This window comes from Taklimakanibacter deserti, assembly GCA_003574785.1.
In genome coordinates this window covers 301,772-320,993 of sequence record QORU01000003.1, presented here as the reverse complement: position 1 = coordinate 320,993, position 19,222 = coordinate 301,772, and the positions used below count along the sequence as shown (strand labels likewise).

Sequence of the window (19,222 nt, the reverse complement as noted above, 5' to 3'; positions counted from 1 at the left end):
GGGATCCTTATGGTTCTCGATGTCTTCATGCGGATTTGGCGCCGCGCCGCCAGGTGCTTGCCACCGCGATGAGAACGCCCAGGGCGGTCAGCGCGATGAGAACGGCGGCGACCGCGGCGACCGTCGGATCGACATTCTCGCGGATGCCGTCCCACATGCGCCGCGGCAAGGTGTAGACCGCCCGGCTCGAGACGAACATCGTCACCACGATCTCATCCCATGACACGATGAAGGCGAAGACGGCCGCGGTGGCGATACCGGTGCGGATATTGGGCAGGATGATGTCGACCATGGTCCGCAAGGGACCGGCGCCGAGGCTTCGTGCCGCCTGCTCCAGCCTGCCATCGAGCAGGCTCAAGGACGTCGTCACCGTGATGATCACATAGGGAATGGCGAGGATGGCATGCGCCAGCACGACGCCGATCCAGGTGTCGTAGATCGAGAGCGCCACCCAGGCGCGGTAGAGCGCCAGCGCGCTGACGATCGGCGGGAAGATCATCGGCGCCAGCAGCAGCGCCGCGACGACGGCCGCGAGCCACGGCGTCACCCGCCACAAGCCCACGGCGCAGAGCGTGCCGAGGGCCACCGCGATGACGGTCGAGGCGACCGCGACGCCGAGGCTGTCGCCCATGCTGGAAAGCCAGTCCGCCGAGGAGAACAGCGTCTCGAAATGCCGGAGCGACAGCCCGTCGCGTGGCAGCGCGATGAAGCGGCTGTCATTGAAGGCGACCGGGATGGCGACGAGGCCGGGCAGCAAGAGGAACAGCGCCACCGCCCACGCCGAGGCGAAGACCGCGATGCGGGGCCAGCCCTTGAGCTCCATCACGCATTCCCCATCAGGCGGCGCACCCCGATGACCTTGCTGACGATCCACAGCAAGGCGAGCGTGGCGATCAGAAGTACGACCGAAAGCGCCGCGGCCAGGCCCCAGCGCAAGGTCTGCAGCACCGAGATGCTGACATATTCGCTGAGCATCACCACGCGCCCACCGCCCAGGATCGCCGGCGTCACGAAGAAGCCGAGGCCGAAGACGAAGACGAGGAGCCCTGCCCCGAACACGGCCGGCAATGTCACCGGCAGATAGACATCGATGAAGGTTCGCAGCGGCGAGGCGCCGACGCTCCGCGCCGCCATCATCAGGCGGTTGTCCATGTTCTGCATGGTGGCGAAGATCGGAAACACCGCATAGGGGATGAGGTAATGCACCATGCCGATCACGACACCGAATTCGTTGCGCACCAGGGCCAGCGGCGCGCCGATGAGACCGGCGCCGATCAGCGTCTCGTTGATGAGGCCGTTGTTGCGCAGGAGGATGAGCCAGGCGAGTGCGCGCACCAGCACCGACAGCCAGAAGGGCACCAGCACGCAGAGCAGGAGGAAAAGCCGCTGCCGCGGGCCCATATGGGCCATGGCGAAGGCCACCAGATAGCCGAGCACCACCGCGATCAGCGTGGTGATGCTCACAATGCGGAAGGTGGTCCAGAAGATGCGCTTGATGCTGTCGGTGGCGAGGATCTGCTCATACCAGCGCAGCGACGGCTCGGTGAAGGTGTCGAAGGACAGGAGGATGAGCTGGCCCACCGGCACGAGGAACAGGCCGCAGACCAGGAGGGCGGCGGGCAAGAGGAAGCCGATATATGGCTGCCTCCCAAAAATCTGTGCGGCCATGGCTGGCTCCTGGCGAAATCCCGTTCGGACCGAAAACGGTCCGAACGGGCAGCTTTCGATATCAGCCGGTTATGCCGTCGAGCCACTTCTCGACGGCGGCGTCGTAATTCTTTTCATACCAGTCCTCGCTGCGGATCGCCTGCTCAGCGACATTATCGGGATAACCCGGATCGATGCGGCGTAATTCGGGCGGCAGCTTCGCCGACGCCGCCGGATTGGTCGGGCCGTTGCCGAGGAGCGACAGGAGCTTGATCTGCCGGTCGGGATCGAGGATCGAGGCCAGGAACTTCTGCACCGCCTCATTGGCCGCCGGGTGTCCTTTCGGGATCACGAAGGACGACGGGCAATAGAGGCCGTCATTCCACGTCCAGGTGACCTTGCCCTGGGTGTCGCGCTCGAGCAGGCTCGCGCGCGTGTTCCAGATATTACCCATGACGACTTCACCGTCGAGGAACATCTGCTGGCTCTCGGCACCCGATTCCCAATAGATGACGTCGTCGCCGAGCGTCTTCGCCTTGGCGATGGCGCGGTCGAGATCGGCCGGATAGAGCTTGTCGCGGGCGACGCCGTCGCCGAGCAGGCAAGCCTCCATGGCGCCCATCTGGTATTTCCACATGGTGCGCTTGCCCGGATATTTCTTCGTGTCGAAGAAATCGGCATAGGTCGGCGGTTTGTCGGGGAACAGCTCCTTCTTATAGGCAAGGATGAAGCTGTAGGTGTAGTTGGCGATGCCGTGCTGCCAGGCCCAGCCTTCGCGGACCTTCGACTTGTCGACGATCGTGTAGTCCACCTCGTCGAGCAGGCCTTGCTTGCCGAGCTGGTTGCACAGGAAGCCGTCGCCGTCGCAGACGTCCCACACCACGGCTTTCGATTCGACCATCGCCTTGATCTTGCCGGCGAGCGGGACGCCGCCCTCGACCTTGACCGGGATGCCGGTATCGGCGGTGAAGGGCTTGCCCCAGGCTTCGCTCATGCCATTGACGGCATCGCCGCCGAAATTGGAAAGCACGATCTCATTGGCTTGGGCCGACGCAGGCTTGACACCGGTGAGCACGCCCAAGGCCGGCAGCGATCCTGCGGCCGCCGTCAGTCTCAGGAAATCGCGGCGGTCGAGGCGCCCGGCCTTCACTTCGCCGGCGGCGATCGCCATCAGGTCTTCTTGGAAACTCTGTCTCTTCATCTGTCCTCTCCCTTGTAGGTTTTAGCCGCCTTCGATTGCGGCGAGCTTCTCCCATCGTCTTGCACGCGGCATGACCCTTTATAGGCCTTGTCGACTGTCCCTAGCGTCCACTCTGTCAAATTTGAAGTCAAGTATAAAAAAGAAGTCGACTTCAATCTCAGCCGCGTTATCATCCGGCCGATGATCTTTCGGTAAGGACTCGACCATGGCCGGGCTGCGCGCTCTGCACAGGCAAACCCGCTTCAATCAGGTGCTGAATGTGGCGGCCGAGCTTTTCGCCTCGCGGGGCTATGAGGCGACCCGCATCGAGGAGATCGCCGAGAGCGCGCAAGTGGCGCCGGGCACCGTCTATAATTATTTCGCCAGCAAGCCGAATATCCTGATGGCGCTGGCGGTGCGCCATGTGCGCGCCGCCTTTCCCAAGCGCCGCGATTTGGTGCGCAACCCGCCGCCCGATCCCGCGGAAGCGATTCATGCCTTCGAGAAGCTTCTGGCGATCCAGGCGCTGCAAACGCTGAACCGCGAATGCTGGCGCGTCATCCTCTCCTCGCCCTATCGTGAGCCGGGCGGCCCGGCCCATCGCCTGTCCGAGCGCTTCCAGCGCATGATCAAGCGGCATTATGTGCAGATGCTGACGGGCTTCCAGAAGCGTGGGCGGATCAAGAAGGATGTCGATGTCGACGTGCTGGCCGATCTCATCACCGACATCGGCACTTGGCATTTCGGCCGCCTCGTCTCCTCCGATACGATGACGATCGAGGACATGCTGAAGGCCGAAGAAGGCTATCTGAGCCTCGTCTTTCCCGGCGTCATCACCGGGCCCCGGTCAGACAGGAAAGGCGCCAGGCGATGACGGAATTCTCCGGCCTCACGGCCATGGTGACGGGCGCCGGCAGCGGCATCGGCCGCGCCACCGCGTTGAGGCTCGCTTCAGGCGGCGCGCGCGTCATCGTGCAGGATGTCGATGTGGACCGCGTGAGCGAGGTCGTCGCGCTCATCCACAAGGCGAGTGGCAATGCCGATCCTGCCGTCTACAGCGTCGCCGATGAAGCCCGCTTGCGCGAAAGCGTGCTCGCCGCGCGAGGCGTCGACATCCTCATCAACAATGCCGGCGTTCCGGGCTTCAACGCCGTCATCGAGGACATCGACCGGGCGGCCTATGAGCGGCTCTTCGACATCCATGTCTGGGGCACGCTCGCCGCGACCAGGGCCGTGCTACCCGAGATGAAAGCGAAGAAATACGGCCGCATCGTCAATATCTCGTCCAACCGCGCCCAGGTCGGCTTCGAGCGCTCGAGCCATTATGCCGCCGCCAAGGCGGCGGTGCTGGGCTTCGCCAAGGCCTGGGCGCGCGAATTCGCGCCGTTCGGCATTCTCGTCAATGCAGTGGCGCCGGGCGTCGTGCGCACCGGCATGACACTGCGCTACGGCCAGGAGGCGCTCGATGAAGAGGCCGCCCTCAATCTGGTGAAGCGCTGGGCCGAGCCCGAAGAGATCGCCGACTGGATCGCGTTCATCGTGGGGCCAAAGGGCGGCTACATGACCGGCCAGCTCATCTGCCCCAATGGCGGCGACCCGATCGTCGGCATTTGAAGACCAATTCGAAAAATATCAGGGAGACATATCCATGAGCGTGATGACGGAAAATGAATGGCGCTACAACCAGCTGATCAAGATCTTCCCGTCGGAAGCCGAGCCCGCCTTCGAAGATGCCGATCTGCTGAAACGCTGGTGGGGCAGGCCGTGGGGCTGCACCAATGATGTCGGGCGCCTGCGCGTCGTGCTCATGCACCGCCCGGGTCCGGAAGTGAACGTCGTCGATACGTCGAAGCGCCTGGAGATGGGCGCCTTTGGCGATATCCAGGAAGGCTGGTACTGGCGCGGCAATCAGGGCCCCGATCTCGCCGGCATGCAGCGCCAGCACGATGCCTATGTGAAGCTGCTCAAGGCCGAGGGCGTCGAGATCGTGATGCTCGATCAGGCCGGCCCCGGCCGCATGAAATCCTGCTACACCCGCGATGTGGTGATCGGCGTCGGCGGCGGCGCCATCATCACCCGCTTAGGATCGCGCATCCGGCGCGGCGAGGAAGTGCAGGCGACGCGCACCCTCGCCCGCATCGGCTGCCCGATCCTCAGAACCCTCTCCGGCACCGCCATCGGCGAAGGCGGCAGCTTTGCCTGGATCAATGACAAGACCGCCGTCTTCTCGCTCTCCTCGCGCGGCAATGAGGAAGGTGCCCGCCAGATCGAGGAAGTGCTGCGCTCGCAGGGCGTCGAGCTCATCCGGGTCGAGCTCACCGGCTATCGCCTCCATATTGACGGCCAGTTCCTGATGATCGCTCCGGATCTCGCTCTGGTGAATCCGGCACAGCTTCCCTTTCATTTCCTGCAGCGGCTGAAGGCGCTCGGCATCGAGACGGTCGAGGTGCATCACGAGGACAATCCCTGGATCATCAACGGCCTCGCGGTGGCGCCGCGCCGCGTGATCATCACCGAGGGCGCCTCCAACTACACGCTCGATCGCCTGAGCGCCAAGGGCGTCGAAGTGATCACGATCCCTTACGATCTCGTCTGCTCGGGTGGCGGCGGCCCGCATTGTTCGACGTCGCCCTTGATCCGCGACGCGGTGTAGAGGCACGATCATGACCATTTCACAGCACGATTCCGTCGTCTTGCACATCGCCAGGACCCGCTTTCCCTTCCACGACCAGAAGGACTGGCCGGCCGATTATGTGACCTTGACCAATGTGGAGCGCCCGACCCGCTCGATCCCCTTCGAAGGAGCCGAGCATTTCCCCGACATCGTCATCGTCAACACCAAGGGCGAGGTGCGCGAGATCGGCGAGATCGAGGAAGCGCTCGATGAGGCCAAGGTCGCGATCTGGCGGACGTGCTCGCTTGCCGCCGACAACCTGACCGAGACCGGCAACCGGCACTTCTTCCTCTATGTGCCGCAAGGGCTCGAGGACAAGGCCGTCGCTTTGCTCGACCGGCACGCCATCTCCTTTGCCGGCGTGCGCGGCTATGTCCGCGATCCCTCGGGGGCGGTCCGCATCACGCCCCATGTAACGCGTGGCGATTCCAAGGATCACAGGTAATCAGAGCAAGGCTTTAAGTGCCGATGAAATAGCGCTGGAACTCGAAATCGGTGATCTGGCTCGCCATCCAACTGTCGAAAGCCTCCTGCTCGGTTTCCCGGCTCATCAGATAGTGCGAGCAGAAATCCGCACCCAGGATGCGTCGGCAGAAATCCGAATGGCGAAAGGCCTCGATCGACTCCCGCAGCGTGCGCGCCAGAGGCGGGCGCTCGAGTGCCGACGGATTGCCCGGGGCGGGCGGCTCGAGCATCATCTTCTTCTCGATCCCGTCCAAGCCCGCGGCCAGCATCGCGGCGACGCTGAGATAGGGATTGATGTCCGCCCCGGACACGCGATGCTCGAGCCTGACCACATCCTCGGTCGGCGTCGTGATGGCGCGGATCGCCGCGGTACGGTTCTCGAACCCCCAGGAGGCATCCTCGGGCGACCAGGCGCCGCGGTCGAAGCGGCGGTAGGAATTGATCGTCGGGCGGAACAGGAGATGCGTTTCCGGCAGATGCTTGAGCAGCCCTGCGGTGTAGTGCTGTCCCACCTCCGACAGCTTGCCGGGTCCGGCCGCGAAAGCGTTGCGGCCGTCCCGCCACAGGCTCTGATGGTGATGGCCGCCGCAGGCGCTCTCGCGGCCCGGCGGTTGGAAGCGCGTCATGAAGGTGGCGACGAGCCCGTGCTCGGCGCAGAATTCGCGCAAGTGCAGCTTGGCGCGCATGGCGTCGTCGGCCGCTTCGAGTGCCGGCTTCGGCGTCAGCGCGAATTCATACATGCCATAGCCATATTCGGTGACCATCGAGGCGACGCCGATGCCGATGCTCGCCATGCGTTCGATGAAGTCGGCGATGAAATTCTGATAATTGCCGCCGCGCACCAGGTCGTAATTGATGTAGGAATGGCCCCAGGGCTTGAGCTCGCGATAGCGCCCGGCGCGCATCAGCTCGTGATCGGCATGGAAAATGCCGAACTCGTATTCCAGCGCGAAGCGCGGCTCATAGCCCAGCGCCAGCGAGCGCTCCTCCAGGTCCTTCAATATGGCGCGCGGATCGAGCGCGCAGCGGCTGCCGTCGAGATTGAAGGAATTGAGGATAACCGAGGCGAAGCGCGGGTCCCAGCCATGCTGGCGCACGCTTGCGGGATCGGGCAGCGCCATGATGTTGGGATAGCCATTGTCGTCATTGCTGATCGGCCCCGGAAATACCGGCACGCCGGTGGGCGCGCCGTCGCTATGGGCGACGCAATAGAGAATGGCATTGAGCGCATCGCCATTATAGGAGAGCTTGAAGGGCGCGGTCTTCGAGCGGAAGACGCCATTCACTTCCGGCATATGTACATTGATGAAACGCACCCCCTTGGCGGTGAGCTCCTTGTGGAGCTGCTGCAGCCTGTCCTTGCGTTCGGCCACAAGGCTTGCGAAATCCGTGGTCATGCACGCTGTCCTTCTTTGCTAGAGGCCGGTTTGGCGCGACCGGGCAGTCGCCTAAGAAGCTCGTCGAGCTCCAGCCTGACAAAAATCCCGCGCGGCCGGAAGGTCATGCCGAGGACGATGATGGCGCCCATGGCGAGGCCCGACAGGCCGAGGAGCTGCGGAAGCTCGACGCCGGCGATGCTGACGCCGCTCTCGATGCTGCGGATCGCCTCGAGGAGGAGAGCCAGCACCGCGCAGCCGAAGACGGCGCCCGATACCGTGCGCATGCCGCCCAGGATCAGCATGGCGAGCGTCGTCATCACCAGCTCGAAATGGAAGGCGCGGGCATTGATCGTGCCCATGAAGAAGGCATAGAGCATGCCGCCCGCGGCGCACATCAAGGCGCCGACGATCCAGGCGATGAGGCGCAGCCTGAAGACATTGACGCCGAAAGCGCGCGCCGCAAGCAGGCTTTCGGCACTGGCGCGCAATTGCAGGCCCGCCGCACTGTCCTTGAACAGCCGCGCGATGACGATGGCGAAGGCCGCCGCGGCGATGGCGCTCGGCAGCCCCACCACTTGCGGTATGCCGAAGAAGGCCTGCGCGCCCTTGAACAGGTCGGTCCAGTGGATGAAGATCGAATGCACGACCATCATCAGGCTGAAGGTGACGATGGTTGCGGCCTCGCCCGACAACCTCGCGATGACGAGGCCGGTGAGGGCGGCGATCACCCCGGCGATGCCGAGGCCTGCGCCCGCGGCAAGCGCTGGATGGAGAGCGATATCGGCAAGGCCGAAAGGCGCATCCGGGATGGACATCTTCTTCATCGCGATGGGCGTGGCGAGGATCGCCACCGAATAAGCGCCGATGCCGGCAAAGGCGCCCTGCCCCAGATTGGCGACCAGCGAATTGCCCATGAAGATCTGCAAGCCCAGCACGATGAGCAGATTGACATAGGCCGCGAAGGCGATGCGCATCAGATAGAGGGGCGCGTAGAGCCAGATGATGAGCCCGATGAGGATGACGGGCAGCGCCGTCACCAATCCGCCGATGAGAGAACGCGACCAGGTCGTCTGCATCATCAGATCTCCTTGTCGCCGAGCTCGACCTTGCGGCCGAGGAGGCCATCCGGCCTTAAGGCCAGCAAGGCGGCGATGATGCTGTAGGCGATGGCGTCGCGCAGGCCGCCATAGTCGGATGGCAGGAGAGCGATGATCGCCACATCGAGGAAGCCCAGCAGCATGCCGCCGAGGACGGCACCGCCGAGCGATCCGAAGCCGCCGATCACGCAGGCGATGAATGCCTTGATCACCGGCTGGAATCCGAAGGTCGGATCGATGCTGCCGCGCCGCGCCACGATGAAGATCGCGGCAATGCCGGCGAGCAGCCCCGAAAGCGCGAAGGCCGTGGCGATCACGCGGTTGGCGCGGATGCCCATCAGCCGCACGGTCGAGAATTCCCGCGTCGCCGCCCGGATGGCGAGGCCGAGCGTCGAGTGCTTGAGGAACAATACGAGACCGCCGATCGCGATCGCCACCACGGCGAGCTCCAAGATCTGCAGCAGCGACACCGCGTAGGGCCCGATGAAGATCGTGCGCGAGAGCTCGCTGAACACCGGGACCGCGCGGGGCCGCGGCGAGATCATCAGGGTGAGCAGGTTTTGCACCACGATGCTGACCCCGAGCGCGGTGAGGAGGCCGGTGGTGGTGGGCGAATGGCGCACCGGGCGGAAGGCGATCCGCTCGAACAACATGGCGACGAGAGCGCCGGAAGCGATGGCGATGGGGGCGATGAGCCAGGGCGATCCGATCCCGATGAGGAGGGCCAGATACATCGAATAAGCCGCACAGGCGATGATCTCGCCATGGGCGAAATTCATGAGGTTCATGATCGAATAGACGAGCGCCAGGCCGAGCGCGATCAGCGCATATTCCGAGCCGAAGGCGAGCGCGTTGAGGATCTGCTGGATCGCATAGTCCATCGCCCGTCAGCTCCCCAGATAGCTTTCGATGAGCTTGGGATCCCCGCGCAATTCCTCCGCTCTACCCTCATGCCGGATGATCCCTGAGCTGATCACATAGGCGCGGTCGGCATGCTTCAGCGCCTGCATGACATTCTGCTCGACCACGAGCAGCGTCACCCCCTCCTCCTTGAGACGGCTGACATAGTCGAACATCTGGGCCACGATGCGCGGCGCGAGGCCGAGCGAGGGTTCATCGAGCATCAAAAGGCTCGGCCGCGACATCATCGCGCGCGCGATCGCCAGCATCTGCTGCTCGCCGCCCGACAAGGTCCCGGCGAGCTGCCGGTTGCGCTCGCGCAGGATCGGAAAAAGCCCGAGATATTTCTCGATGTCCTGCCCGACCCCGTCGCGGTCGCGCCTGGTCGCTGCACCGAGGCGGAGATTTTCCGCGACCGTCAGATTGGCGAAGACATGCCGGCCCTCCGGCGTCACCGAAAGACCGCGACGCACGCGGTCTTCGGTGGCCAGGCGCTGGATTTCCTTGCCTTCGAACACGACCTCTCCCGCCGCCCGCACCAGTCCCGCTATGCCGGAAATGAGCGAGGTCTTGCCCGCGCCATTCGGGCCCAGCAGGGCGACGAGCTCGCCACGCGCCACCGAGATCGACGCCTCGCGGAGGGCGCGAATGGCGCCATAGTGGACGGAAAGGCCTTTCACCGAAAGCATGACAGGCGTATGCGGCTCCGCGGCCCCGATCACTTCAGATAGGGGATGTTGGGCGGCATGGCATCGGTGATGAGCGTGCGCTTGCCCTCGCTGAAGCCGATCACCGGCACGGTCTTGACCGGATAGCTCTTCTTCTCGGCGAAGGAGATGGTCTCGGCGGTGATGCCGGGATAGCCGCCGGGGGCACGGATCGCCTCGCGCAGCTTCACCGGGTCGACGCTGCCGGCCTTCTTCGCCGCCGCCGCGATCACCGCCACCATGTCGCCGCCCAGCGCATCGAAGATGCCATTGACCTTGAAGCCACCCGCCTTGCAGTCCTTGAGGAACTGATCGATGGCGCCGCCATTGCCGATCACGCCATGGGTGGCGAAGACCACCTTGTCGAGATCTTGCGGCTTGCCGACGGTTGCTTCGAGCGAAGGATCATCGAAGCCGTCGGAGCCCGCGATCCAGCCGTCATAGCCATTGGCGCGCAACTGGCGAATGAGGATGCCGACATCGGGCAATATGCCGCTCACATGGATGACATCGGGCTTGTCGGGCAGCGCCTTGATGCTGGCGATCTGCGGCGACCAGTCGGAGATGCCGAAATTGTAGCTGAGCTTGCCCACCACCTCACCGCCGGCCTTGGTAAAGGCCTCGCCGAACCAGATCGGCAGCTTGGCCGACCAGGAGCCCGAATCTTCCGAAGTAAGGAGCACTGCCTTGCGCGCACCCTTGCCGTAGACCACCGCAGCGGTGGCGGCGGCATTGATCGGATCGGGAACGGCGCCGGCGATGAAATTGTCGGTGCCGAGCTCCTGCATCTCGACCTGCGTATTGGGTGCCGAATAGACGGTGACGCCATAGGTCTGGGCCATGGTCGTCATCGGGATGAGCGCGTCCGGGAAAGGCAGGCCGGTGATGACTTGGGCGCCGGCATCGAGGAATTTCTGCCCGAGCGAGACCGACAATTGCGCATCGGAGCGATTGTCCTCGACCATGATCTCCACTTTCGGATCGTCGGAGCCAGCCGCCTTGTTCACGCGTTCGGCCATGCAGCGCATGCCTTCGGATTCGGCGTAAGGCGTCAGCGGTCCGGTCAGCGACACCGCGATGCCGATCTTGACGGTGTCGGCGGCCGATGCCCAGGGCGCTCCCAAGGTGGCGAGCGCCAGCGCCGCAAGCGGCGCAACTCTCTTCAGTGCCATGTCTTATCCTCCCGTTTCGTTTGTTGTTCGCTCATGTCGGCGGCGCCGAGATAGATCTCGACCACCTTGGGATCGCGGCGGATGGCCTCGGGCGGGCCGACCGCCACCACCTCGCCCATGTCGAGGACGCAGATGCGGTCGCATACCGTCATGATGAAATGCAGATCGTGATCGATGACGAGAAGTGCGGCACCGCTTCTGTCACGGATGGCGCGGAGCGTTGCGGCAAGCGTCGCGGTCTCATAGTCGTTCATGCCGGCGGCGGGCTCATCGAGCAGAAGCAGCTTCGCGCCGAGCGCTTGCGCGCGGGCGAGTTCCAGCCGGCGTTGCTGCCCGTAAGGCAAGGTTCCCGCCGGGCGCTCGGCGTCGGCGGCAAGACCGAACTGGTCCATCAGCACATTGACGTCGATCGATCGCGCCACATCCGGCCGGTGGCGGCGGCAGGTGATGAGGCCGACCTCGATATTCTGGCGCGTGGTCAGCGTGGGGAAGAGCCGCAGATTTTGGAAGGTGCGGCCGACGCCGAGCCGTGCGGCGAATTCCGGCCCGCGGCCGGCAAGCTCCATGTTATCGAACCGGATCGATCCGGTGTCCGGCTTGAGGACGCCGCTGATGGCATTGACCAGCGTCGATTTCCCGGCGCCATTGGGGCCGATGAGGCCGAGGATCTCATTCTTGGCGCAAGTGAAGCTGACGCCGCGCAGCGCGCGCACGCCCGTGAAACTTTTGCTGACGTCGGCGATCGACAGCACGGCCCTCTTCCTGATTTTCCTCGCGACGCTCTTCGTGGCGTCCACAAGCAATGTTAGGAGCAGGCTTTCCAAAATGCAATAAATTTTCTAATTTGGAAAAATTTAACGCCTCGACCCCGGCGTCTTGGGCAGGCCGGCTTCGCTGGGCACCGTGTTCGACATCAGCACGACGACATCGGTTTCCCCTTCCGCCACATAGGCATGAGGCATGCCGGCATCGAACAGGATGCTGTCGCCTGGTGTAAGCAGCACCGGCTCATAATGCTCGGTATGGAGATTGAGCCTGCCTTCGAGCACATGCAGGAATTCCTCGCCCGGATGGCTGCGCCAGCCGCCGCCCTCCTTGAGGCTGCGGGCGGTGATCACCACGCGCCAGAAGACATTTCGCTTTTCCTTGAAGTCACTGCACAGCACCTCGAAACGCAGGCCCGGCGTGTCATGGACGATGCCTCCGCCGGCACGGGTGATCGACCGGCGCGCGATGGGGGCTTCGGCCGGGCTCGACAGGAAAGCGGTGACCGGCACCCTCAGCACGCCCGAAAGCGTCAAAGCGATATCGAAAGTCAGCCGAGCCTTGCCGTTCTCGATCTTGGACAGCTGCGAGACCGAGAGCCCGCAGGCCTGGCTCAGCTCTTCGAGGGTGAGGCCCTTGGATTTTCTGATCTCGCGGATCTTGGCTAGGACGGTCTGCGCGCGCACCTCAGGCAATGCTCCCTTTCGTCGCCGGCAAAGGCTCTTCTATCGCTCCTGGCGATCTCAAGTCCATGAACCGGATCTCAGCTTCGAGTGCCGGAACCAATGCGTCCGCCACTTTCCGGCGTTCCTCATCGCTCGTCAGGAGATCGTTGCGGATCTCGAGATAGAGGCAGGCGAGGCCAAGGTCGAGCCCGTGCCGGTTGAGCGTATGGCCCTCCGAACTATGCCAGTCATAGGGATCGTTGCTGCCGATGACGAAGCCGCCATGCCGGCGCAGGCTTTCAAGTGCTACGGCGCCCATCCGGCATTCTTCGCGCCACAGCACGCCGATCTCGGTCCCACGCTCCTTGCCGCCCATCACCGGTGTGAAGCTGTGCACCGACACCACCGCCGGCCGCGCCGCCAGCAATCCACTCACCGCCCTGTCGAACGGCACTCGCGCGATCGCCTCGCGCAAGGCCTTGTCGGCGGCCGCGATGTCGCGATTGCCGGGGATCGGTATGCCGCCCATATCGGGCCTGTGGCAGTCCCAGTCCGAAGGATGCCGGTTGAGGTCGAGAAACAGCCGCGAATAATTCCCCAGCACGAAAGGCGCGCCGAGCCGGGCCGCCATGAGCCTGGTCAAGGCGCCGGCGCCGATGTCGCCGGCAAAATGCGTGGCGAGGAAAGGGGCGGCAAGACCGAGATCGCGCCAGGGGGCCGGCACTTCGTTGCCGGCATGCTCACAGAGGAGAAGCAAAGGCGCAAGGGCGCCGCTGCCGCCGCCAAGCGTGACCGCCGCTTCCGCCAGCGCCGACCTTTCGCTCTCAGACAAATTCGGTGCGGACATGATAGGCCTTGATATCGCTTGCTTGCCTCAAGCCCTCGCGGCCGTTCATCCGGCCGAGGCCCGAATTCTTGACGCCGCCCCAGGGCAGATAGAGATCGGCATGATCGCAGCGGTTGAGATAGACCGTGCCTGCCTCGACCTCATCGAGGAGCCGCAATCCCGTCTCATGGTCTCCCGTCCAGATGCTGGCGCTGAGCCCATATTCGCTGTCATTCATCAGGGCAACGGCCTCGGCATCGTCACGGACGATCTGGATCGCCGCCACCGGACCGAAGGTCTCTTCGCGCATCACGCGCATGCGATGATCGACGCCGATGAGGACCTCAGGCTCGACATAGGCCTCGCCCAAATCCCCGGCGCGTGACCGTCCGGGCGGCATCATGCGTTTCGCTCCCTTGGCCAGCGCGTCCTCGATATGGCCGCGGATCGTGCCGGCGGCGCCGCTGCTCACGACCGGACCAATATAAGACTTGCCGGTGATCGGATGATCGATCGTGACCTGCGCCGCTTGCGCGGTGAAGGCGTCGATGAAGCGCTTGGCGATCGCCTCGTGCACATAGAGCCGCTCGACCGAGCAGCAGGATTGCCCGGCATTGGAATAGGCGCCTTCGATCAGGAGCGGGATCGCCTTGTCGAGATCGGCATCGGGACGGACATAAGCGGGATCCTTGCCGCCGAGCTCGAGATGGACATGGGTGAAGGTGCCGGCGGCCGCGGCATGGACCTGCCGGCCGCCCGCGACCGATCCGATGAAATGGACCGCGCGCAGGCGGCCCGAGCCGATCAGGCCCTCGGCGTCGGGATGGGTCATGTCGAGCGCCTGGAAGACGCCGTCGGGACCGCCCGCCGCCGCGAAGGCTTCGGCCGCGATGTCGGCGATGATCGGCGTTTGCGGCGAATGCTTGAGGAGCACGACATTGCCGGCGACGAGCGGGGCCGACACCAGATAGCCCAGCATCGCCACCGGATAGTTCCAGGCACAGATCGACAGGGTAACGCCGTGCGCCACGCGGCGGGTGAAGCGGCGGATGCCGGGATCGGCTTCATATTCCTCATCAGCAAGCGCCCCCGCCGCTTGCCCAATGAGCTCGCCGACCAGCCTGAGGCGCGGCGTCTCGTCGGCCTGCCACAAGGGCCTTCCCATTTGCCAGGCGAGGGCTTCGGCGAGCCGGGTGCTGCGCTTGGCCATCTCTTCGCCGAAGAGATCGACGAGGGCGAGGCGTTCGGCGATGGGCGTCCTGGCCCAGTCTTTGGCGGCCGCCTCGGCGCGCCGGAGCGCCGCCTCGATCTGGCGCGCGCCGGCATAGCGGCGTTTCATGTAGACTTTGCCGTCCACGGGGGACACGACGTCGAAAGCCTGCCCCTCATCCGCCGTGACCGCGATATTCATTGCTGCCCTTTCCGAAAGCCATTGACGGCGGCAGCTTACATGAATTATCGAAAATGGAAAATTTTTTCGTATTAAGCGATCGACGCCATAAAACCGGAAGGAAACCCCTGATGCCAGCACCAAGCTATGACTTCTCGAAGCGAGCCGCCATCGTGACGGGTGCTGGGGGCGGCATGGGCGAAGCCATCGCGCTCGCTTTGGCCAAAGCCGGGGCGGCGGTCACCGCCATCGACGTGAAGCCCTGCCCCGACAGCCTCAAGGCGGCGGGATCGCTCATCGCCTACGCGCAGGGCGATCTGCGCGACGCTGCCTTTGTCGAGCAGACGGTCGCCGCCGCCTATGAGCGCAGTGGGCGGCTCGACTATCTCGCCAATGTCGCGGGCGTCCTGTGGTTCGGGCGCGACAAGTCGCTGCTCGATATGAACCTCGAGGTCTGGGACGAGGTGATGGACATCAATCTCAAGAGCATGGTGCTGACGAGCCGCGCCGCGGCGCCCTTCATGCGCAAGAGCAAGGGCAGCGCCATGGTCCATTTCTCCACCATCCAATGGATGCGCGGCGACCTCAAGCCGCAGGACGCCTATCAGGCATCGAAGGCCGCCGTCTCCGCCATGTCGCGCTCGCTCGCGATGCAGCTCGCCGCCGATGGCATCCGCTCCAACTGCGTCTGTCCGGGCCCGACGCTGACGCCGCTGCAGGCGCGCTGGGACACTGACGAGATCCGCCGCCAGGTCGCCGATTTCGTGCCGTTGAAGCGCATCGGCACCGCCGATGACATGGCCAATGCCGCGCTCTTTCTGCTCTCCGACGGGGCAGGCTTCATCACCGGCGTCGATCTCGTCGTCGACGGCGGCGTGCTCTTGCACTGAGGCCCGGCGCCAGGAGACACAAGTGTCGACTGGAAACTGTTCCAAAAAGCTTCATTTTTTCATCAATTGCGTTGGCAGGTAGCAACGTCTCGCATTCGGCATGAGACGCGGGTGCACACCTCTTGGACAACACGGCAACGATCGTGCTCTTGTGGCGCAGTGAAACGCGCGGCGACGCGCGGCGTCCCTTTTTAAGGGATGTGTAACACCGCAAGTTCGGGCATAATTCTGTTTTGTCATGAGAATGTGCCGGCGCCAGCCTGGCCGGGCGTGATGTGGTCTGTCGTGCCATCGGCGTTGTGACGAATCTCACATTACCTGATGGCGATATGTGCCAACGATATTCTTTCTTCGGGAGGATTCGCGGTGCCTCACCTGATCATGTCGAGAAGTCTGCGCGCTCTTTCGACCATCGCCTTGCGAGCATCCATCATGACCCTGGCATTGGCGGGCATCCTCGCTGCGTCTTCTGTGGCAGCGGCGGAGGAAAACGCCTATCCCGCCGCATCGCTGCCGCCGGCCACGCAGCCGGGCTGGGACAGCGCCCCCGATCAGCTCGACGTGTCCGCGCCGCCGGATGAAGCGCAAGGCGGCATGACCGAGGCCGGAACACCCATCAGCAAACGCAACGAGCAGTGTTTTCCGTCCGAGCAGCGCGATCTCTTCAGCCAGGTCGACCGGGTGTCCGACGGCACGCCCGGCGGATTGAGGCCGTTCAACTATCGTGACGCGGACAACAAGGTCTCACCTGAAGCGCGCAATGCCATTCGCGGCAAGAACACCTGGCTCCTGTGGGGCGAAGGCAATGAGGTCTTCTGGGGGTGGGTGCAGCAGCATGGCTATGGCCTCGCCGATTTCCTCATTCTCATGGATTCGCGCCAGCGCGGCAGCCGCTTCAAGGACTCAGGCCTCATCAACCAGCCGGGAATGAAAGCGCGGACCGACAAGAAGGTGCTAGGCCTCTATCTCGACCAGGCCGACGGCGACAAGATCCGGCTGCAGCAGGCTGACAATGATATCGACGCCGGCAAGACCGAGCCGGTCGTCCGCCCGGCGCTGCCGCCAAATCACGCCGGCCGCGAGCTGTTCACGCCAGGCGAGCCCGAAAAATACAAGCAGGTCCTGGCGCAGCTCGCCGATGACGGCCTCGACACCACGATCTACGGCTATCCTTCGGGCATCGTCGGATTGCGGCTGTTCCCCAATCCGGATTTCTTCGGAAACACGCCCGCTGCCCGGGACGCGCGCGACTATTGGAACCAGCGCGTCGAGCAGGCGGCGGGAGATGCCTATTACACCGAATCCTCGATCAATGCCGATCCCAAGCTCGTGCGCCCGTTCCGGGTCAGCATGTCATGCGGCTTCTGCCATGTCGGGCCGCATCCTCTCAGCCCTCCGGCCAATGTCGAGGCCCCGGAATGGTCCGACCTGTCGAGCGTCATCGGCGATCAATATTGGACGCCGGTCAAGACCTTCACGAATTTGAAAAAGCCGCACAGTTTTCTGTATCAGTTCCTGGCCAGCCAGCAACCGGGGACCATCGACACATCGCTCGTCAGCACCGACCACATCAACAACTCCAACACCATCACGGCGATCTTCGATGTGCCGGCGCGCCTGGATCGGGCGCTGGCGAATCCGCCCGAAGAGCAGAGCGCATCCAACCTCATGGTGCCGCATGTCGAGGATCCGCAGCCCAAGGCAAATCCGCGGCATACGCCGCGCGTCCTCGTCGACGGCTCCGACAGCATCGGCGTCTTCGGGGCGCTGTCGCGCGTCTATGTCAATATCGGCACCTATTCCGAGGAATGGAAGCGCCTCCACAACACGGTGATCGGCTTCAAGCCGCAACGGCCGTTCACGGTCTCGACGCTGCTCAAGAACTCCGTCTACTGGCGGACGGCGGAGCGCTATCGCATTCCGTATCTCGCCGCATTCTTCACCCATAAGGACAAGAATACCGGGGGCAACGTGGCTTCGCCCATGTATCTTGCCGACACCGTGATCGGCAGGCCCATGATCGATGCCGAGCGCGATCTGTCGAGCAAAGGGCGGGCTGTCTTCGTCCAGAATTGCGCCGTCTGTCATTCGAGCAAGCAGCCGTCCGGATTCGAGCTCCGCTTCTCGCGCGATTGGCGCCAGCACGCTTCAGCCGCGACGGGACAGGCGAGCCTGACCTTGCCCATGGATTACGCCGACTGGACGGAGTTCACCAAGAGTACCGCCTATGGCGGCTATGTGAAACAGATCGCCGCCCTCGCCGGCGCAGCGAGCGTTCCCGACCCTTTCATCAAGGATAACTTCCTCTCCACCGACATTCGGGTGCCGGTAACCCTGGTCGGGACCAACTCCGCGCGCGCCGTCGCCACCAACGCCATGCGCGGGCAGATGTGGGACAATTTCTCGTCCGAAACCTACAAGAACCTGCCGGCGGTGGGACCGGTGCGTTTCTTCAACCCCTATTCCGGCAAGCCTGTCGATGCCTGGGGCAATAACGATGTCTATTATCCACCCGCGGGGGGACCTGGCTATTATCGTCCGGCATCGCTCATCAGCCTGTGGGCGACGGCGCCTTTCCTCCACAACAACGCGCTCGGCGAGTATACGCATGATCCTTCGATCGCCGGCCGCTTGCGGGCCTTCGAGGACGGCATCGACAAGATCCTGTGGAAAGCCAGGCGCATCCCGAGCGCCAACGATCGGCCCGGCGATCTGCGCTGGGACCACAAGGACCTGGCCGGAGGCGACCAAGGCTTCATCTACCGCACGACCGAGGCGACCGGGTTCGATTTTCCCGCCAACTTCATCCGCCCGCTCGCCGAAAGCATGCTCGGCCCGTTCCTGACAAACGTCCTCACCACCTATCTTTGGATCGGATTGGGCCTCGCGGCACTTGTTCTTGCCCTCGTCGCCCGTCAGCGCCATGCCGGCTTCGCCTTAGCCCTCATCGCCGTCCTCATTGCGGTCCTCTTGCGCTATAGCCGCGTCGATTCGGTCTATCCCTGGCTCTGGCTGGTGCCGGGGATCGCGGCGGTGGCGGCGCTGTTGCTTTGGCTGCTGCCGCAGAGGCGCTGGACCGCTCCTGTGCTGTTTGTCGTGCTGGCAGGCCTCGCCGCTTTCGCCGGCATGCAGGCCAACGCCTTCGTGAACGGGAGGCTCGGCGACCTCAATATCGGGCCGCTGCCCAAGGGCACGCCGGTCAATCTGCTCATGAATCTCAATCCGGAAGCGGCGCGCGGCGATCTGCTCGAGGCCGCCTTCGGCGTGACCCGCGGCATCCTGCGCATTCGCAAGGAGCAGCTTTCGGACGGGGAAGCACTCAAGGCCTTCGAAACGGAAGCCGCCGTCCCCCTGCTCAGGGCGAGCAAATGTCCCGACTTCGTATTGGATCGCGGTCATTGGTTTGCCGAAGCGCTGACGGATGAAGAAAAGAAGCAGCTCAAGGCATTCCTGAAAACCCTTTGA

At 64.0% G+C, this 19,222-nt stretch carries 18 protein-coding genes; 6 read left to right on the top strand and 12 right to left on the bottom strand.

The genetic code is table 11. The annotated features are described in order from the left end of the window. Positions 1–25: 25 nt before the first annotated feature. The 3 genes from DS839_RS07650 to DS839_RS07640 all read right to left on the bottom strand — a co-directional run bounded on the left by DS839_RS07650 (position 26) and on the right by DS839_RS07640 (position 2,848). Complete coding sequence (locus DS839_RS07650; RefSeq protein ID WP_119269702.1) at positions 26–823, bottom strand: ABC transporter permease; 798 nt, start codon at positions 821–823, stop codon at positions 26–28. After that, complete coding sequence (locus DS839_RS07645) at positions 823–1,668, bottom strand: ABC transporter permease (RefSeq protein ID WP_119269701.1); 846 nt, start codon at positions 1,666–1,668, stop codon at positions 823–825. Before DS839_RS07645 ends, DS839_RS07650 begins: the two co-directional genes overlap by 1 nt. Before the next feature lie 61 nt (positions 1,669–1,729). After that, positions 1,730–2,848, bottom strand: coding sequence for an ABC transporter substrate-binding protein (locus DS839_RS07640; RefSeq protein ID WP_119269700.1), 1,119 nt, complete (start codon positions 2,846–2,848; stop codon positions 1,730–1,732). Between the two features lie 205 nt (positions 2,849–3,053). Here DS839_RS07640 and DS839_RS07635 point away from each other — a divergent pair, with 205 nt between their 5' ends. The 4 genes from DS839_RS07635 to DS839_RS07620 are packed head-to-tail and all read left to right on the top strand — an operon-like array spanning position 3,054 to position 5,946. Then, positions 3,054–3,701 carry a TetR/AcrR family transcriptional regulator gene (locus tag DS839_RS07635; protein ID WP_119269699.1) on the top strand — a complete coding sequence of 216 codons (648 nt, stop codon included), beginning with the start codon at positions 3,054–3,056 and terminating at the stop codon, positions 3,699–3,701. Then, positions 3,698–4,441, top strand: a complete 744-nt coding sequence (locus tag DS839_RS07630) for an SDR family NAD(P)-dependent oxidoreductase (RefSeq protein ID WP_119269698.1) — start codon at positions 3,698–3,700, stop codon at positions 4,439–4,441. Before DS839_RS07635 ends, DS839_RS07630 begins: the two co-directional genes overlap by 4 nt. A 34-nt stretch (positions 4,442–4,475) precedes the next feature. Then, the gene (locus DS839_RS07625; RefSeq protein WP_119269697.1) at positions 4,476–5,480 is read left to right on the top strand and encodes a dimethylarginine dimethylaminohydrolase family protein; all 1,005 of its coding nucleotides are present in this window, start codon (positions 4,476–4,478) and stop codon (positions 5,478–5,480) included. Positions 5,481–5,490: 10 nt separating this feature from the next. Then, positions 5,491–5,946, top strand: coding sequence for a hypothetical protein (locus DS839_RS07620; RefSeq protein WP_119269696.1), 456 nt, complete (start codon positions 5,491–5,493; stop codon positions 5,944–5,946). 13 nt (positions 5,947–5,959) lie between these two features. Here the strand turns inward: DS839_RS07620 and DS839_RS07615 are convergent, their stop codons facing one another. The 9 genes from DS839_RS07615 to DS839_RS07575 form a co-directional block, all read right to left on the bottom strand. Next, positions 5,960–7,363: a glutamine synthetase family protein gene (locus DS839_RS07615; RefSeq protein WP_119269695.1), complete on the bottom strand. Its 1,404-nt coding sequence runs from the start codon at positions 7,361–7,363 to the stop codon at positions 5,960–5,962. After that, a complete protein-coding gene (locus tag DS839_RS07610; RefSeq protein WP_119269694.1) occupies positions 7,360–8,424 on the bottom strand; it encodes a branched-chain amino acid ABC transporter permease in 1,065 nt (354 codons plus the stop codon). Before DS839_RS07610 ends, DS839_RS07615 begins: the two co-directional genes overlap by 4 nt. Continuing rightward, positions 8,424–9,323, bottom strand: a complete 900-nt coding sequence (locus DS839_RS07605; RefSeq protein ID WP_119269693.1) for a branched-chain amino acid ABC transporter permease — start codon at positions 9,321–9,323, stop codon at positions 8,424–8,426. Before DS839_RS07605 ends, DS839_RS07610 begins: the two co-directional genes overlap by 1 nt. Positions 9,324–9,329: 6 nt before the next feature. Further along, positions 9,330–10,031 carry an ABC transporter ATP-binding protein gene (locus tag DS839_RS07600; protein WP_119269692.1) on the bottom strand — a complete coding sequence of 234 codons (702 nt, stop codon included), beginning with the start codon at positions 10,029–10,031 and terminating at the stop codon, positions 9,330–9,332. A gap of 29 nt (positions 10,032–10,060) precedes the next feature. Continuing rightward, positions 10,061–11,221, bottom strand: coding sequence for an ABC transporter substrate-binding protein (locus DS839_RS07595; protein ID WP_119269691.1), 1,161 nt, complete (start codon positions 11,219–11,221; stop codon positions 10,061–10,063). After that, positions 11,212–11,973: an ABC transporter ATP-binding protein gene (locus DS839_RS07590; RefSeq protein WP_119269920.1), complete on the bottom strand. Its 762-nt coding sequence runs from the start codon at positions 11,971–11,973 to the stop codon at positions 11,212–11,214. The genes DS839_RS07595 and DS839_RS07590 overlap by 10 nt, the downstream gene beginning before the upstream one ends. A 102-nt stretch (positions 11,974–12,075) precedes the next feature. Next, on the bottom strand, positions 12,076–12,672 hold the full coding sequence (locus tag DS839_RS07585; RefSeq protein ID WP_119269690.1) for a helix-turn-helix domain-containing protein: 597 nt from the start codon (positions 12,670–12,672) through the stop codon (positions 12,076–12,078). Between the two features lies 1 nt (position 12,673). Further along, positions 12,674–13,498 (bottom strand): N-formylglutamate amidohydrolase, encoded by an 825-nt coding sequence (locus DS839_RS07580; RefSeq protein ID WP_119269689.1) that lies wholly within the window; start codon positions 13,496–13,498, stop codon positions 12,674–12,676. Further along, positions 13,476–14,888 carry an aldehyde dehydrogenase family protein gene (locus tag DS839_RS07575; protein WP_119269688.1) on the bottom strand — a complete coding sequence of 471 codons (1,413 nt, stop codon included), beginning with the start codon at positions 14,886–14,888 and terminating at the stop codon, positions 13,476–13,478. The genes DS839_RS07580 and DS839_RS07575 overlap by 23 nt, the downstream gene beginning before the upstream one ends. 110 nt (positions 14,889–14,998) lie before the next feature. Between DS839_RS07575 and DS839_RS07570 the strand changes: the two genes are divergently transcribed. After that, a complete protein-coding gene (locus tag DS839_RS07570) occupies positions 14,999–15,757 on the top strand; it encodes an SDR family NAD(P)-dependent oxidoreductase (protein WP_119269687.1) in 759 nt (252 codons plus the stop codon). 432 nt (positions 15,758–16,189) lie between these two features. Then, positions 16,190–19,222: a hypothetical protein gene (locus DS839_RS07565; protein ID WP_162918368.1), complete on the top strand. Its 3,033-nt coding sequence runs from the start codon at positions 16,190–16,192 to the stop codon at positions 19,220–19,222.

Bases quoted from the DNA above. Each gene is read 5' to 3' on its own strand.
- DS839_RS07600 (WP_119269692.1), bottom strand. From the start codon at position 10,031: ATGCTTTCGGTGAAAGGCCTTTCCGTCCACTATGGCGCCATTCGCGCC.
- DS839_RS07635 (WP_119269699.1), top strand. From the start codon at position 3,054: ATGGCCGGGCTGCGCGCTCTGCACAGGCAAACCCGCTTCAATCAGGTG.
- DS839_RS07620 (WP_119269696.1), top strand. From the start codon at position 5,491: ATGACCATTTCACAGCACGATTCCGTCGTCTTGCACATCGCCAGGACC.
- DS839_RS07595 (WP_119269691.1), bottom strand. From the start codon at position 11,221: ATGGCACTGAAGAGAGTTGCGCCGCTTGCGGCGCTGGCGCTCGCCACC.
- DS839_RS07580 (WP_119269689.1), bottom strand. From the start codon at position 13,498: ATGTCCGCACCGAATTTGTCTGAGAGCGAAAGGTCGGCGCTGGCGGAA.
- DS839_RS07650 (WP_119269702.1), bottom strand. From the start codon at position 823: ATGGAGCTCAAGGGCTGGCCCCGCATCGCGGTCTTCGCCTCGGCGTGG.
- DS839_RS07625 (WP_119269697.1), top strand. From the start codon at position 4,476: ATGAGCGTGATGACGGAAAATGAATGGCGCTACAACCAGCTGATCAAG.
- DS839_RS07640 (WP_119269700.1), bottom strand. From the start codon at position 2,848: ATGAAGAGACAGAGTTTCCAAGAAGACCTGATGGCGATCGCCGCCGGC.
- DS839_RS07565 (WP_162918368.1), top strand. From the start codon at position 16,190: ATGACCCTGGCATTGGCGGGCATCCTCGCTGCGTCTTCTGTGGCAGCG.
- DS839_RS07610 (WP_119269694.1), bottom strand. From the start codon at position 8,424: ATGATGCAGACGACCTGGTCGCGTTCTCTCATCGGCGGATTGGTGACG.
- DS839_RS07575 (WP_119269688.1), bottom strand. From the start codon at position 14,888: ATGAATATCGCGGTCACGGCGGATGAGGGGCAGGCTTTCGACGTCGTG.
- DS839_RS07615 (WP_119269695.1), bottom strand. From the start codon at position 7,363: ATGACCACGGATTTCGCAAGCCTTGTGGCCGAACGCAAGGACAGGCTG.
- DS839_RS07645 (WP_119269701.1), bottom strand. From the start codon at position 1,668: ATGGCCGCACAGATTTTTGGGAGGCAGCCATATATCGGCTTCCTCTTG.
- DS839_RS07605 (WP_119269693.1), bottom strand. From the start codon at position 9,323: ATGGACTATGCGATCCAGCAGATCCTCAACGCGCTCGCCTTCGGCTCG.
- DS839_RS07630 (WP_119269698.1), top strand. From the start codon at position 3,698: ATGACGGAATTCTCCGGCCTCACGGCCATGGTGACGGGCGCCGGCAGC.
- DS839_RS07570 (WP_119269687.1), top strand. From the start codon at position 14,999: ATGCCAGCACCAAGCTATGACTTCTCGAAGCGAGCCGCCATCGTGACG.